The sequence below is a fragment of the Saccharothrix coeruleofusca genome (genome assembly GCF_017876325.1).
GTDB lineage: Bacteria > Actinomycetota > Actinomycetes > Mycobacteriales > Pseudonocardiaceae > Actinosynnema > Actinosynnema coeruleofuscum.
The window spans coordinates 3,776,221-3,790,391 of sequence record NZ_JAGINV010000001.1 but is presented as its reverse complement, the minus strand read 5'-3'; the positions used below and the strand labels follow the sequence as shown (position 1 = coordinate 3,790,391).

Annotated in this window: 14 protein-coding genes; 9 read left to right on the top strand and 5 right to left on the bottom strand. The window is 74.3% G+C overall.

Annotation, left to right across the window (positions count from 1 at the left end):
* Positions 1-40: 40 nt before the first annotated feature.
* Both JOF41_RS17125 and JOF41_RS17120 read right to left on the bottom strand, forming a co-directional pair.
* Positions 41-775, bottom strand: a complete 735-nt coding sequence (locus tag JOF41_RS17125) for a TauD/TfdA family dioxygenase (RefSeq protein ID WP_209620199.1) — start codon at positions 773-775, stop codon at positions 41-43.
* Positions 772-1,953, bottom strand: coding sequence for an MFS transporter (locus tag JOF41_RS17120; protein ID WP_209624267.1), 1,182 nt, complete (start codon positions 1,951-1,953; stop codon positions 772-774). Before JOF41_RS17120 ends, JOF41_RS17125 begins: the two co-directional genes overlap by 4 nt.
* Positions 1,954-2,112: 159 nt before the next feature.
* Here JOF41_RS17120 and JOF41_RS17115 point away from each other — a divergent pair, with 159 nt between their 5' ends.
* Genes JOF41_RS17115 through JOF41_RS17105 form a run of 3 tightly spaced genes read left to right on the top strand, consistent with a single transcriptional unit; the run spans position 2,113 to position 4,938 of the window.
* Positions 2,113-3,087 carry an ABC transporter substrate-binding protein gene (locus JOF41_RS17115; RefSeq protein ID WP_209620196.1) on the top strand — a complete coding sequence of 325 codons (975 nt, stop codon included), beginning with the start codon at positions 2,113-2,115 and terminating at the stop codon, positions 3,085-3,087.
* On the top strand, positions 3,080-4,174 hold the full coding sequence (locus JOF41_RS17110; protein WP_189225115.1) for a FecCD family ABC transporter permease: 1,095 nt from the start codon (positions 3,080-3,082) through the stop codon (positions 4,172-4,174). The genes JOF41_RS17115 and JOF41_RS17110 overlap by 8 nt, the downstream gene beginning before the upstream one ends.
* A 56-nt stretch (positions 4,175-4,230) precedes the next feature.
* Complete coding sequence (locus JOF41_RS17105; protein WP_307867442.1) at positions 4,231-4,938, top strand: ABC transporter ATP-binding protein; 708 nt, start codon at positions 4,231-4,233, stop codon at positions 4,936-4,938.
* Positions 4,939-4,984: 46 nt separating this feature from the next.
* Here JOF41_RS17105 and JOF41_RS17100 read toward each other — a convergent pair whose 3' ends face one another.
* From JOF41_RS17100 to JOF41_RS17090, 3 genes are all read right to left on the bottom strand, one after another.
* Positions 4,985-5,419, bottom strand: a complete 435-nt coding sequence (locus JOF41_RS17100) for a VOC family protein (RefSeq protein WP_209620190.1) — start codon at positions 5,417-5,419, stop codon at positions 4,985-4,987.
* A gap of 187 nt (positions 5,420-5,606) precedes the next feature.
* Complete coding sequence (locus JOF41_RS17095; RefSeq protein WP_209620187.1) at positions 5,607-6,242, bottom strand: choice-of-anchor M domain-containing protein; 636 nt, start codon at positions 6,240-6,242, stop codon at positions 5,607-5,609.
* Complete coding sequence (locus JOF41_RS17090) at positions 6,239-6,886, bottom strand: choice-of-anchor M domain-containing protein (RefSeq protein ID WP_209620185.1); 648 nt, start codon at positions 6,884-6,886, stop codon at positions 6,239-6,241. Before JOF41_RS17090 ends, JOF41_RS17095 begins: the two co-directional genes overlap by 4 nt.
* Positions 6,887-7,118: 232 nt before the next feature.
* Between JOF41_RS17090 and JOF41_RS17085 the strand changes: the two genes are divergently transcribed.
* The 6 genes from JOF41_RS17085 to JOF41_RS17060 are packed head-to-tail and all read left to right on the top strand — an operon-like array spanning position 7,119 to position 14,145.
* A complete protein-coding gene (locus JOF41_RS17085) occupies positions 7,119-8,648 on the top strand; it encodes an anchored repeat ABC transporter, substrate-binding protein (protein ID WP_209620182.1) in 1,530 nt (509 codons plus the stop codon).
* Positions 8,636-9,472, top strand: coding sequence for a TIGR03773 family transporter-associated surface protein (locus JOF41_RS17080; protein WP_209620179.1), 837 nt, complete (start codon positions 8,636-8,638; stop codon positions 9,470-9,472). The genes JOF41_RS17085 and JOF41_RS17080 overlap by 13 nt, the downstream gene beginning before the upstream one ends.
* Positions 9,469-10,221, top strand: a complete 753-nt coding sequence (locus tag JOF41_RS17075; RefSeq protein ID WP_209620176.1) for an anchored repeat-type ABC transporter ATP-binding subunit — start codon at positions 9,469-9,471, stop codon at positions 10,219-10,221. Before JOF41_RS17080 ends, JOF41_RS17075 begins: the two co-directional genes overlap by 4 nt.
* A complete protein-coding gene (locus JOF41_RS17070) occupies positions 10,218-11,087 on the top strand; it encodes an anchored repeat-type ABC transporter permease subunit (RefSeq protein ID WP_189225123.1) in 870 nt (289 codons plus the stop codon). Before JOF41_RS17075 ends, JOF41_RS17070 begins: the two co-directional genes overlap by 4 nt.
* Positions 11,084-12,490, top strand: a complete 1,407-nt coding sequence (locus JOF41_RS37105) for a choice-of-anchor M domain-containing protein (protein WP_189225124.1) — start codon at positions 11,084-11,086, stop codon at positions 12,488-12,490. The genes JOF41_RS17070 and JOF41_RS37105 overlap by 4 nt, the downstream gene beginning before the upstream one ends.
* Positions 12,487-14,145 carry a TIGR03773 family transporter-associated surface protein gene (locus JOF41_RS17060; RefSeq protein ID WP_209620173.1) on the top strand — a complete coding sequence of 553 codons (1,659 nt, stop codon included), beginning with the start codon at positions 12,487-12,489 and terminating at the stop codon, positions 14,143-14,145. The genes JOF41_RS37105 and JOF41_RS17060 overlap by 4 nt, the downstream gene beginning before the upstream one ends.
* Positions 14,146-14,171: the final 26 nt, after the last annotated feature.

Genomic DNA, 14,171 nt, shown 5'->3' with positions numbered 1-14,171 from the left:
GTGCCCGCGTCGTGGCCGCCGGGATCGCGCCCCCGCCGCACTACCCGGCGTCGGCGGTGCGCAGGGTCTGGATGTGGGTGGTGCGCTCGCCGGTGTGCGGGTCGCGGCCGTGCCAGCAGCGGTAGTTGTCGAGCACGAGGATGTCGCCTTCCTCCAGGGTGAAGCGGGGCAGGGCGGGGTGGACGCGGGCGACCGCGTCGTCGAAGCGGGCGAGCATGGCGGTGACGCGCTCGGCGTCCGGGTCCCGGTGCAGCGGCACGGCGCCGTCGGTGCGGCGGGTGATGCGCCTGCCGGTGCGGGTGTGCTCGATGTGCCTGCCGACCCTGGGTGTGGCGGGCAGCCCGCGCGTGCCCGCCCAGCGGCCGTAGAGGTCCACGTCGCTGTCGGCCAGGAACGCCCGCAGGTCCGGCGGCAGCGAGTCGGTGAAGGCGTGGGCGTCGAGGGCGAACGACTCGCCCCCGCTGGGCGCCTGCCGGGCGAGCATGACCAGGACGTGGTCCTCGTCGGGGTGGCGGCGTCGGGTGGGGGTGCCCGCGACGTCGACGACCACGTCGAAGCTGTCGGCGTGCAGCGGCACCAGGCCGCCGTCCACCGAGTGCCGGGTCCGGTGGGGGTACAGCTCGCGCAGACGGGTGCCGAACAGCAGGGCCGCGGCCACGGTCAGCGAATCGGGCACGGCGGGCAGCCCGGACAGCACCACCGCCCCCGCCTCGGCCAGCAGCCGCCGAGCGCGGGGGTCGGCGGCGTCGACGCGGTCGGGGACGATGCCGGTCACCGGGCGGTCCCGAACCCGCGCGAGGAGGGCACGAGGGCGGCGGCGGCCGGAGCGGCGAAGCAGACCACCGCGCACGCGGCCAGCACCGGTCCCGCGCCGAAGTGGTCGATCGCCGGGGCGATCAGGGCCAGGCCCGCCGGGGCCAGGCCGTAGGAGAGCAGGAAGTCCAATGAGGACACCCGAGCCAGCATGCGGGGGTCCACCTCCCGCTGGGTCGCGGTGAACCACGGCACGTTGAACAGCTCGATGCCCACGCCCGCCAGCACGTAGGCGGCCAGGATCGCGGTGGCGGGCGCGGGCACCAGCAGGCTCAGCGGGGCGAACCCGTAGCAGGCCAGTCCGGCGAGCGCGGCCCACCCCTGGTGGCGGGGCTTCCAGCGGGCCATGAGCAGCGCGCCGAGCAGGGCACCGACGGTGTAGGCGGTCAGCGCGGCGGCCAGCACGGCCTCGGTGCCGTACCGGTCGCGGCTCACCAGCGGCAGCACCACGCCGGTGGCGGAGTAGCCGGTGGCGATCACCGCGGTCAGCGCGCCCAGGCCGGCCAGGAACCAGGGGTGCCTGCGGGCTTCGCGGATGCCGTCGAGGAAGTCGGCGGCGAAGCGGGTCCGCGCGCCGGGCACCGGCGCCCGGTCGGCTCCGGCGGGTGGGATCAGCGCGGCGCCCAGCCAGAGCACGCCGGTGGCGACGAGCAGGACCGGGGTGTCGACGACCACGGCGAGCAGCGCGGTCACGCCGGGGGCGACCAGGGTGGTGACCCGCACCGAGAGGGTCAGCGCGGCGTTGGCCCGCTGGCGCTGGTGCTCGGCCACGACCTCGGCGGTCAGCGCCTGGAACGCCGGGCGGCAGGCGCCCTGCCCGGCGCCGACGACCGCCGCCGCGGTCGCCATCAGCACCAGCGAGCGCCCCATGCCCATGGCGATCACCGGGGCGGCCACCCCCGCGACCAGGCCCGCCCACAGCACGACCGCGCGGCGGGAGTGCCGGTCGGCCAGCACCCCGGCCACCGGGACGGCGGCGAGGAAACCGGCCGTGCGGGCGGCCAGGACCACACCCAGCTCGACCGCGGTGATCGACCGCTCCAGCACCGCCAGGCCGAGGACGAACGGCAGCGCCCACGTGGCGATGCCGGAGGCGGTGCTGCCCGTCCAGAGCCGGAGGAAGGACGGGCTTCGGAACACCGATGCCGACTGGTGCTCGGCCGGTGCGACGTCGTGCACCACGCGGACTTCCCTTCGCCGAGGGCTTGATTTGGCAATGATTATCGTTCAGGGTAGCGGTGCCGCTTTCGAGGTGTGGAGGGGACCGTGTCGCGCCCAACGTCGCGCTCAGCTCGCCTGGTGTCCGTGCTCGCCGCCGCGATCGTGGCCGCCGCGTGCGCCACACCGCAGGACTCCGCGGGCACCGCCGCGCCGTCCGGCGCGGTCGAGATCGAGAGCTGCGGGAAGCGGCTGGCCTTCGCCGACGCGCCGCGGCGGGTGGTGGCGCTGGACCAGTCGTCCACCGAGACGCTGCTGGCGCTGGGCGTGGGCGACCGGGTGGTCGGCACGGCCAACCTCAAGACCGAGGTGGCCCCGGAGCACGCCGAGGCGTACGCGAAGATCCCCGTGCTCTCGCCGAAGGTGCTCACCGCCGAACCGCTGCGCGCGGCCAACCCGGACCTGGTGGTGGCCTCGTTCAAGGAGCTGTTCACCGCCGACCGCGCGGGCACGCGCGACGAGCTGGAGCAGCTGGGGGTGCCGACCTTCGTCAGCGCGGTCAACTGCCCCGACGGTCGGACCGAGCCGTTCGAGCGGCTGTTCCGCGACTTCACCGACCTGGGGGAGGTGCTGGGCGTGCCGGACCGCGCCGAGCGGCTGGTGTCCGAGCAGCGCGCGATCGTGGAGCAGGTCCGCGCCGCGGGGGAGCGGCGCCCGGAGGGCATCGAGGTCGCCTGGGTGTACTCGGTGTTCAACGGAATGCCCTACGTGGCGGGCGGGACCGGCATGGCCGACCACATGAGCGAGCTGGCGGGCGTGCGCAACGTCTTCGCCGACGTGGACCAGGAGTGGCCGGAGGTGTCCTGGGACGAGCTGGCCAAGCGGGAACCCGACGTGATCGTGGTCGGCGACCTGTCCGAGCGCGGCAACCCCGGTGACAGCGCCGGGGAGAAGCTGGCGATGATGCGGGAGCACCCGGCGGTGTCGCAGCTGGCGGCCGTGCGCGACGGGAAGGTCGTCGAGCTGTCCGGCATCGAGATGGACCCCTCGGTGCGCACGGTCAACGCGCTGCGCGCGTTCTCCGCCGGGCTCGACGAGATCGCCGCCCGTGGCTGATCCCGCCGCACTCCTGGACCCGGCGGTCGAGCCCGTCGTCACGGCGACCGGCCCGACCGCCGGGCCGAGTGGCGCGGGTGGACGTCGTCTGGTCGTGGTCGTGCTCGGCCTGCTCGTGCTGGCGGTGTCCCTGGTGGCCGCCGTGCGCGTGGGCATCGGCGGCGGCATCGGCTGGGCCGAGATCGGCCGCTCGGTCGGCACGCGGTTCGGGCTGCCGGTGCCGCCGCTGCCCCGGCTGACCGACTCGCTGATCTGGGACCTGCGCGTGCCCCGCGTGCTGCTGGCCGCGCTGGTCGGCGCGGCGCTGGCGGTCTGCGGGGCGGCGCTGCAGAGCGTCACCCGCAACGCGCTGGCCGACCCCTACCTGCTCGGCGTGTCCTCCGGCGCGTCCACCGGCGCGGTGGTCGTGGTCGTGGTCGGCTTCGCGGGCTCCCAGCTGGGCATGACCGGCGGGGCCTTCCTCGGGGCGCTGGTGTCCTTCGCGCTGCTGATGCTCCTGCTGCGCCGCCGGGGCCTGGACTCGGTGCGCATAGTGCTGACCGGGGTCGTGGTCGGGCAGCTGTTCACCGCCCTGACCTCGCTGATCCTGATGGCGACCGGCGACGCGGACAGCACGCGCGCGCTGACCCACTGGCTGCTCGGGTCGCTGGCCCCGGCCCGCTGGCAGTCGGTGGTGGTGTGCGCCGTCGCCTGCGCCGTCGGGCTGCTGCTGATCTGGCTGTGCTCGTCGGCACTGGACGGGTTGGCCTTCGGCGCCGACACCGCCGCCTCGCTGGGCGTGGACGTGCGCGCGGTGCGGGTCGTGGTGCTGGTGACCACCTCGCTGATGACCGCCGTCGCCGTGGCGGCGGTGGGGGCCATCGGGTTCGTGGGGCTGATCGTGCCGCACGGCGTGCGGTTCCTGGTCGGGCCGCTGCACCGGGTCCTGCTGCCGGTGTCCGCGGTCGTGGGCGCGGTCTTCCTGGTGTGGACCGACGCCCTGGCGCGCATGGCCTTCGCCCCGCTGGAGGTGCCGGTGGGCGTGTTCACCGCCCTGCTCGGCGTCCCGCTGTTCCTGGTGATCCTGCGACGGCGGGGAGAGCTGTGAGGATCGAAGCGCGACACCTGTCATGGGGAGTTCCCGGTCGCACCATCGTGCGCGAGGTGGACCTGACCGTCGAGTCCGGTGAGACGGTCGGCCTCATCGGTCCCAACGGGTCGGGCAAGTCCTCGCTGCTGCGGTGCCTGGCCGGGCTGCGCGCCCCGACCTCCGGCGAGGTCCGCTACGACGGTGTCGACATCACGGGCTGGTCCGCGCGCACCAGGGCGCGGCACGTGGCGTTCGTCGAGCAGACCGCCGACACCGACAGCGACCTGACCGTCGGCGAGGTGGTCATGCTCGGCCGCACCGCGCACGGCTCGCCGTGGCGCGGACCCACCGCCGCGGATCGCGCGATCGCCGCCGCCGCCCTGGACCGGCTGGACCTGGCGGGGTTGGCCGACCGGCCGTGGAAGCAGCTGTCCGGCGGCGAGCGCCAGCGCGCCCACCTGGCCCGCGCGCTCGCCCAGCGCACGTGGGGCCTGCTGCTCGACGAGCCCACCAACCACCTCGACGTCCGCCACCAGCTCGAACTCATGGAGCTGGCCGCCGCCACACCGCGGACGGTGGTCGTCGCCCTGCACGACCTGGCGATGGCCGCCCGCTACTGCGACCGGCTCGTCCTGCTCCAGCGCGGTCGCGTCGTCGCCGACGGACCCGCCGAGCGGGTGCTGACCCCCGCGCTGCTGCGCGAGGTGTTCGAGGTGGACGCCGACGTCGACCGCGACAGCGCGGGCCGCCTCGCGGTGGCCTACCGAGGACCCGCGCGCTGAGCCGTCGAGCGGCGACGAGGGACGGTCGGGGAGGCGGGCACGCGGGTCACACCGGGGCCGCGCCGACGCAGAACTCGTTGCCCTCCGGGTCGGCCATCACCACGTGGTGTCCCTCGAACTCCTCCAGCACGCTCCCGCCCGCCAGCACCAGACGCTCGGCTTCCGCCTTGATCCGCGCCCACCGCTCGTCGGGACTGCCCTGTCCCGGCACTCGGATGTCGATGTGGAGTCGGTTCTTCGCCGTCTTGGGCTCGGGGACCTTGAGGATGCAGAGCCGGGGACCTGCGCCGTCAGGGTCGCAGAGCCAGGCGCCGTCGTCCGCGGACTCGCCCTCCGGCAGGTCGAACTGCGCGAGCCACTGCTCGCGCGTGGCGAACGGAGCAGGTGGTGGTTCGTCGACATAGCCCAGTGCCGTCTTCCAGAACGCGGCGAGGAGCTGCGCGTCCGCGCAATCAAGCGTCAGATCGATTCCGGCTGCCACGGCAGGACCGTACCGCGCACGTCTGACGGCCGAGCTCGTGATCAGAGGAGCGATCGAGCCGGCGCAACCCCGGTCGCGGGGGTACTCGCGCCCGGTGCTGATCGGCCCTGGCTGATCACCGCGAGGTGAACGCGCTTGAGCCCGAGTCCCGGCACCACCGGCTGGGCGGCGCCGGGACTCCGGTCGATCAGGGCTGGACGGTGAAGGTGTAGCTCTTCAGGCCGCTGGTGAGCGCGCCGCCGGTGGCGCCGGTGGCGGTGACCTCGAAGGTGGCGGTGTAGGTGCCCGCCGCCTCGAACGCCCAGTTGGCGTGGGCGTGGCCGCCGATGGCCAGCGCGCGGCTGTCGGGCAGGCCGTTGCCGCTGTCGAACCACACGCTCACGGACCCGCCGAAGCCGGTGGTGTAGACGCTGAAGTCGGCGGGCCCGGTGACCGAGACGAGCTTCACGGTCAGCGAGTTGTTCAGCAGCACGCCGGTGGGGACGCCCGCGGTGTCGAAGCCGGGCCACAGGACGCCGTTGACCTGGCTCTGGGGCAGGACCCAGAAGGTCGACCCCGGTGCGCCGAGGAAGGCGTAGGCGCTGCTGGAGGGCACGGTGGACTTGCTCGCCGGGACGGCGTTGAGCGTCACCGCGGACGGGTCGCGGTCGACGGCGGGGGAGGCGGTGCCGTCGCGCAGGTCGAGGGTGAGCGCGCTGCCGGTCCAGTCGACGTCGATGACGTCGACGTGGCCGGAGGAGAGGGTGGTGGCCGCGTGGGCGGTGCCCGTCGGGAGCAGGGCGAGCGCGGCGACGAGTGCGGCGGCGGAGAGGCGGGTGCTCATCGGTTCACCTTGAAGCGGTAGGTGGCGGGCTCGGATACGACCCGCTCGCCGGTGGTGGCGAGCGTGCCCGCGGCGCGGACGGTGATGGTGTAGTAGCCGGGCGCCTCGAACGCCCAGTTGGCGTGCTGGTGGCCGCCGGGGGTCAGCGCCAACCGGTCGGGCAGGCCGTTGCCGCTGTCCACCAGCACGCTCGGGGCGCCGACCGCGTCGGTGGTGAAGATGCTGAAGTCGCCGGGGCCGTGGACGCGGGTGACGTTCAGGCGCAGCGAGCCGTCGACGAAGACGTCGGGTTCGACCTCCTCGGCGGCGATGCCCGGCCACAGCAGGCCGGTGTCCTCGACCTCGGGCAGCACCCAGACCGGCCTGCCCGGCGCGCCGAGGAAGGCGTAGGCGGGGTCCGCGGGCACGGTGGTCCTCGCCTGGGACTTGGCGACCAGGAGGACCTCGGCTGGGGAGTACTCGGCCTCGGCGGCCTCGTCGTGGACGTGCAGGTCGAACGCGCCGTCCTCGTAGGCGACGCCGAAGACGTCGACGTGGCCGGTGTCGATCGTGACCACCGGGGCGGCGGTGGCGGACGCCGCGACGACGCCGGACAGGCCGGCCGTCGCGGCGAGGAGCAGGGCGATGCGTGCAGTCGTGCGCACTGTGGGTGCACTCCAATCGTGCGGTGGCGCGGCCGGGTGGGGCCGCCACGGGAGCATTACACATGATTATCGTTTCCAATACGGCTGAACGGAGCACTTCCTCCGGCGCGTGGCGCACGGTGCGCCCGGCGGGGGCGGGCTCCGTTCGGCCCATTGAAAACGGTTGTCGTTTGTATTAGTTTCGCGGTGCCCCGCCGGTCCGGCGAACGGGCGACTGGAGGTTGGAGAGCAGATGCGAGTGCGTGCGCCCTCGCGCGTCGCCGCGGCCCTGTGCGTGCTCGTGGTCGCCGCCACCGCGTGCACGTCTTCCGCCGCCGGGGGTGCGGGAGACGGGTTGTCCGTGGTCACGACCACCGAGATCCTGGCCGACCTGGTCCGCAACGTCGGGGGTGATCGGGTGCGGGTGGACTCGCTGGTGCCGCCCGGTGGCGACCCGCACTCCTACGAGCCCACGCCCGCCGACGCCAAGAAGATCGCCGCGGCGGACGTGACGTTCACCAACCACCTGCTGCTGGAGGAACAGCGGCTGATCAAGGCCGTCGACGCCAACGCCCGCGAGGGCACGCCGAACGTCTCGCTGGCCGAGGCGTCGGAGACCTACGGCGCGAACGTGATCCCGCTGGTGGAGAACGTCGGGCTGGACGTGCTGTGGCTGGGGCTGCGGGTGCGCGGTGACGGGAAGCAGCGCGGCGCCACGCGCACCTCGCAGGTGCGGCTGACCGCGACCGCCGTGGACGGCCCCGGCGAGCTCGTGGCCTACCTGACCGAGTCGCTGGGCAAGCCCGTGACGTACTTCGACTCCGGCGACGGTCTGTCCGATGTGGACTCGACCACCCTGCCCCCGGCCGCCCACACCCACCTGAACTGGGCGTTCACCGCGCCGGGAACCTACCGGTTGACCTTGCGGGCGGCCCTGCTCAACGACGGGGGAGACCCGGTCCCGCTGGGGGAGGGCACCTTCACCTTCGCGGTGGGCGTCGACCCCGGCGGCATCGCGCCCACCGTGCTCAACGAGGGCCACACCGACCTGACGGTCGACCTGGACACCGGTGAGCTGTACACGTTCAACGACCGCGCGGGCGGCACCTCGCAGCAGGTCGTGCCCGCCGCGGAGGCGGTCATCGAGGTGCCCAACAAGGCGATCACCACCGTTCCCGACGACCAGCGGTTCGCGTTCCTGGGCGCGGCGGGCGCGTCGGTGCACCAGCTGCCGCAGGCGGTGCTGGGCAAGCACGTGCACGGCGAGATCGACCCGCACCTGTGGCAGGACGTGCGCAACGCCCGCGCCTACGCCGAGGTCATCCGCGACACCCTGCGCACCGCCGACCCCGACGGCGCGGCCGACTACGACCGCGGCACCCGCGACTACACCGCCCGCCTCGACGAGCTGGACGCCCACGTCCGCGACACCGTGGCGGCCCTGCCCCGGCAGCGCCGCCACCTGATCACCACCCACGACGGCTTCGGCTACTTCGCGCACGCCTACGAGATGAGCGTGGCGGGGTTCGTGGTGCCCAACCCCGCGCAGGAACCCAGCGTCGAGGACGTGCGCAAGCTGACCGAGACCATCCGCAACCTGAAGGTCCCCGCCGTGTTCATGGAACCCAACCTCGCCCAGCGCGCCTCGGTGCTCACCCAGGTCGCCCGCGACCAGGGGGTGCGGGTGTGCCTGCTGTACGGGGACTCCTTCGACGAGCGCACCCGCAACTACGCGGACATGATGCGGCACAACGCGCAGGAGGTCGCCCGGTGCCTCGCCTGACCCGAGCCCTGGCCGCGCCCGTCGTCGCGGTCCTCGCCGCGCTGATGCTCGGCCAGCACACCGCGCACGCCGCGCCGGTGGTCGTCGCGGACGGCCACGTCGACCTCGGTCCACGACTGGTCGAGGGCGACTGGGTGGTCCAGATCCGCGACGACACCGGCGAGGAACCGGTGTGGCGCGAACCCTCCGACGTGGTGATCCAAGTGGCCGACGCGGCGAAGAACACCGTCCCCGACGACCCCGCCTACGCGTTCCTCGGCGCAGCAGGCAGCGACATCTGGGTGCTGCCGCAGGTGCAGGCGCAGGGCGTGGTGTGGCCGGGGTGGAACACCCAGGACCCCAGCATCCGCGACCTCGCCGGGCGTGGCGTGGACTGGCGCCTGCACGGCGTGAGCGGACCCGGCCGCTTCGAGCTGTTCCTCAACGGCAGCTTCGGCGCACCCGAGACGGTCTTCAGCAGCCGGCGGCCCTATCCGCAGCAGACCGGTGTCGAGCCGGGCACCCACGCCCACGGCAACTGGGTGTTCACCGCCCCCGGCGCCTACTCCCTCGACGTGGAGATGGCCACCGCCGACGGCCGCTCGGATCGCGCGACCTTGAAGGTGCACGTCGGGCCGGGCGACCCGGCGGCGGCGTTCGCCGCGGTCGAGCGGAGCGCCGGGCCGTCGAGCACGTCCGCCGCGCGGCAGGCCGGTGCGGCGGGCGAGGGCTCCTCCGGCACGCCGTGGGGCTGGGTCGCCCTGGCAGCCGTGCTCGTGGCGGGGTTGATCGCCACCCCGCTGCTCGCCGCGCGGTCCCGTCGGGCGGCGAGGGGGGACCGGTGAACGCCCCCGTGCTCGACGTCCGGGGCGTCACCGTGCACCTGGGCGGCCGGGAAGTGCTGTCCGATGTGGACTTCCGCCTGCGGCGGGGCGAGCTGGTCGGCCTGATCGGGCCCAACGGCGCGGGCAAGACGACCCTGCTGCGCACCGCGCTGGGGCTGGTGCCGATCCACCGGGGCGCGGTCGTCGTGGGCGACCGCACGCCGCGCCAGGCGCAGGGGTCGTTGGGCTACGTGCCGCAGCGCCACGAGTTCGCCTGGGACTTCCCGATCACGGTGGAAGGCGCGGTCGCGACCGGCCGCACCCACCTGACCGGCCTGCTGCGCCGCCGCACCGCCCGCGACCGGGAAGCCGTGGCCGACGCCCTGGACCGCGTCGGCATGGCCGACCTGCGGACCAGGCCCGTCGGCGAGCTGTCCGGCGGTCAGCGCCAGCGCGTCCTGGTCGCCCGCGCGCTCGCCCTGCGACCGCGGGTGCTGCTGCTGGACGAGCCGTTCACCGGCATCGACGTGCCCACCCAGGAGCTGCTGAGCGGCCTGCTGGCAGGGTTGCGCGACGAGGGCGTGGCGGTGCTGATGACCACCCACGACCTCGCCGCCGCCAGCGCGCTGTGCGACCGGCTGTGCCTGCTCAACCGCACCGTGGTCGCCGACGGCGCGCCGAGCGCGCTGTCCGACACCGACATCTGGCTGCGCACCTTCGGCCTGGATCGCGCCGAGCAGCTGCTCAAGGCACTGGGGGTGACCGGGTGACGGCCCTGGAGTTCCTGACCGCCCCGTGGGAGTACGACTTCTGGCGCCGGGCCCTGCTGGTGGCGTTGATGTCCGGCCTGGTGTGCGGCGTGATCGGCAGCCACGTGGTGCTGCGCGGCATGGCGTTCATCGGCGACGCCGTCTCGCACGCGGTCTTCCCCGGCATCGCGGTCGCCTTCGTGCTCGGCACCAACCTGGTGCTCGGCGGCGCGGTCGCGGGCGTGGTCACCGCGCTGCTGATCGCGGTGTTCACGCAGAACCGCAGGCTCAAGGAGGACTCGGTCATCGGGATCTTCTTCGCGGGCTCCTTCGGCCTGGGCATCGTCATCCTCAGCACCGCTCCCGGCTACGGCGGGTCGCTGGAGTCGTTCCTGTTCGGCTCGATCCTGGGCATCAGCGACTCCGACGTGGTGTCGGTCGCGGTGATCGGCGCGCTGCTGCTGGCGACCACCGGCGTGCTCAACAGCCGGTTCACCGCCGCGACGCTGGATCGCGAGCAGGCCCGCGCGGTCGGGCTGCCGGTGTTCTGGCTCGACCTGGCCCTGCACGTGATGGTGACCCTGGCCATCGTCATCTCGCTGCAGGCGGTGGGCAACATCCTGGTGCTCGCCCTGCTGGTCACCCCCGCCGCGGCGGCCAGGCTGCTCACCGACCGCCTCGGCGCCATGATGCTGCTGGCCCCGCTGATCGGCGCGGGCGGCGGCGTGCTGGGCCTGTACCTGTCCTACGCCTTCGACCTGGCCGCGGGCGGCCTGATCGTGCTGACCCTCACCGCGATCTTCCTGCTGTGCTGGTTCTTCGCGCCCCGCCACGGCCTGCTCACCCGCACCCGCCGGACCGCCGCCCCCGCCGAGGAGAAGCCGTGACCCACGCCCGAACCGGCGCGCTGCTCGGCGTGGCCGCCGCGCTGCTGGTGGCGACGCCGACCGCGAGCGCCCAACCCGTTCCCACCACGCCGACCGACGAACCCACCGCGGACGTGGTGCTCGACGCCGAGGGCGGCGGGCTGTCGCTGGACGCCCCGTCCGCGTCCGTCGAAGTGCCCGCCGGGGACGACCGGGTGGAACTGGACTGGGACACCGCCGGCGTCGAACCCGGCACGGTGTTCGGTGATGCCGTCACGCTGAGCGCGTCGCTCCTGGTCCCGCCTGATCCCGCCGAACCCGCGGCGCAGGACGGACCGACCCCCGAGGAGCAGGTCGGCCTGCCCGCCGTCCTGCCGGTCGGCGCCACCGGCACCCTGGAGGTGGACGCGCCCGCCCCCGGTGAGCACGTGCTGAGGGTGCGCGCCCAAGCGCGCTCGCTCGACGGCAGGCCACTGGCCGCCGAGCGCGACTACCGGCTGGTCGTCGCCGAGGTGACCCGGCCGGAGACCGGCAGGCACCCGACGACGGTCGAACCGAGGGCGCTCCCGCAGGTCCCGGCCCCCGCCGCGGCACAACCGCGGCCAGGGGCAGCGGCCGCCGCGCCGCCGCCGACCGCCACGGGCCGGGTCACCCTCGACCGCGGCCACGTCGACGCCGTCGCACCCCGCCTGCTCCCGGACGGCCTGCACCTCCAGGTCAAGGACGGCACCGTCGCGGGCACCGCCACCTGGCGCGAACCCTCCGACGTCGAGTTCCGCGTCACGGCCGCCGCTCGCACCGCGCTCCCCGCGCAGCCGCAGCTGTCCTTCCTCGGCGGGGCGGGCAAGCAGGTCCACCTGCTGCCCCAGACCCAGCGCAACGACCTGCTGTGGACCGGCTGGTCCACCGAGGAGCTGCGACCGGCCGAGGTGTCCGGGCCGGTGACCTGGGCGCTGACCGCGGTCGACGGGCCAGGCGCGTTCGGCCTGTTCACCACCGGCTCGTTCGGCGCCCCGACCGTCATCTTCAACAGCACCGACGGCCTGCCCGACACCCACTCCGCGGCCCTGGGCACCCACGCGCACGCCAACTGGGTGTTCGCCGAGCCCGGTCGGTACCGCCTCACCTTCACCGTCAGCGCGCCCAGGGCCGGTGGTGGCGCGCTGACCGACACCGAGACCTACACGTTCGTCGTCGGTGACGGCGCGGGCACTCCGGCCGACCAGCGGCCCGCCAACACCGGCACCGACACCGACACCGGCACCGGCACCGGCACCGGCCGGCAGAGCGGCACGCCCAACCGCCTGGCGTCCACCGGTCCCGTCGGCATCCCCGCCACGGCGGGCCTGGCGCTCGTGCTCATCGCGACCGGCGCCGCCGCCCTCGTCCTCACCCGCCGCCGCCCCGCCCCGGAGGAGCCGTGACCACCTCGACCCGCCGCCGGACAGCGCTCGGCGCGCTCGCGGCCGCCGCGCTGGCCGCGCTGTCCTCCACCCCGGTCGTCACCGCGGCCCTCGCCCAGGACGCCACACCCGTGGTCGACCGGGGCCACGTGGACCTGCTCGCGCCCGCCGTCGTGGACGGCGCGCTGAAGATCCGCTACAAGGACGGCAGCACCGAGCCGCCGACGATCCACGACCCCGAGCACGTCGTCACGCACGTCAAGCCCGAATCGGTCATCCAGGTGCCCGACATCCCCGAGTACGCCTTCCTCGGGCCGGTGGGCAGCGACCTGTGGCTCATCCCCGAGATCCAGAACCCCGACGTGGTGTGGGCCGGGTGGAACACCGAGTCCCTGACCGCGGACCGGGTCGCCCCGGACTCGGTGCGCTGGACCCTCGACGCCATCGGCGGCGACGCGCCCGGCAGCGCCGCCCCCGGCAAGCTCACCGTGTTCCAGACCGGTCCGGTCGGCGAGCCGCTGCCCCGCGTGTTCGACACCTCCGGACCGCTGCCCCAGAGCACCCCGCTGGTCCCTGGCACCCACGCCCACGCCAACTGGACGTTCTCCGCCCAGGGCGTCTACCGGCTCACCTTCACCGTCGAGGCCACCACACCCGACGGGACGCCGTTGCGCGACACCACGACCTACGCCATCGCTGTCGGCGCGGTCGATCCCAGCACCGTCAGGCCCGGCACGGGCACCCCGCCCTCGTCGTCCTCCTCGCCTCCCGCGTCCTCTTCGACGCCGTCCACCACGACGACCACGACGACCACGACGACCAGTACGGCCAGCACGACCACGCCATCCACCCCTCCGAAGTCGTGCGTGGTGCTCGACGACGGCCACGTCGACCTCATCGCCCCGCGCCTGCTCGACGGCGCGCTGCGCACCGGGGTCAAGGACGGCGCCGCCGGACCCGAGCGGGCGGTGTGGCGGGAGCCTGCCGACGTGGTGCTGCACGTGGTCCCCGAAGCACGCAACACCGTGCCCGCCGACCCGGCCTACGCCTTCCTGGGGGCGCCCGGCACCCCGGTGTGGCTCATCCCGCAGACCCAGGTCCCCGGCGTCGTGTGGGCGGGCTGGAACACCGAGTCCCTCACCCCGCAGCAGGTCAGCGGCGACGTCGAGGTGAGCCTGTCCGCTGTGGAGGGTCCCGGCGAGGTGGCGGTCTTCCTCACTGGCATCGCCCCGACCGTGCTGGTCGACTCCGGTGACGGCCTGCCCGACGCCATCACCGTCCCCCTGGGCACCCACGCCCACGCCAACTGGGCGTTCGGCGGCGAAGGCGTCTACCGGATCACCGTCGAGGTCACCGCCACCCTCGCCGACGGCCGCGCGGTCGCCGACCGCGACGTGTTCACCATCGCGGTCGGCGATGTCGACCCCACGGCGGGCGAGGACTGCGCGCCGCCCAGCACCACGTCCACCACGTCCACCACGCCCGCCCCGACCGGCACGGCCACCACCGGCCCGCTCACGACCACGCGGCCGGTGGCCGCGGCACCGAGGTCGGCGGGCTTGGCCTCCACCGGTGTCGGCGGTGTGGGCACGATCGTGCTGCTCGCGGTCGTGCTGGCCACCGCCGGTGCGCTGGCACTGGTCCTGGCGCGGCGCAGGCGCTCCCACGGCAGCTGACGGGCGTTCAGGGAGGGGGGAGGGCC

Coding starts and splice junctions, on each gene's coding strand:
- JOF41_RS17095 (WP_209620187.1), bottom strand. CDS start 6,242: ATGAGCACCCGCCTCTCCGCCGCCGCACTCGTCGCCGCGCTCGCCCTG.
- JOF41_RS17085 (WP_209620182.1), top strand. CDS start 7,119: ATGCGAGTGCGTGCGCCCTCGCGCGTCGCCGCGGCCCTGTGCGTGCTC.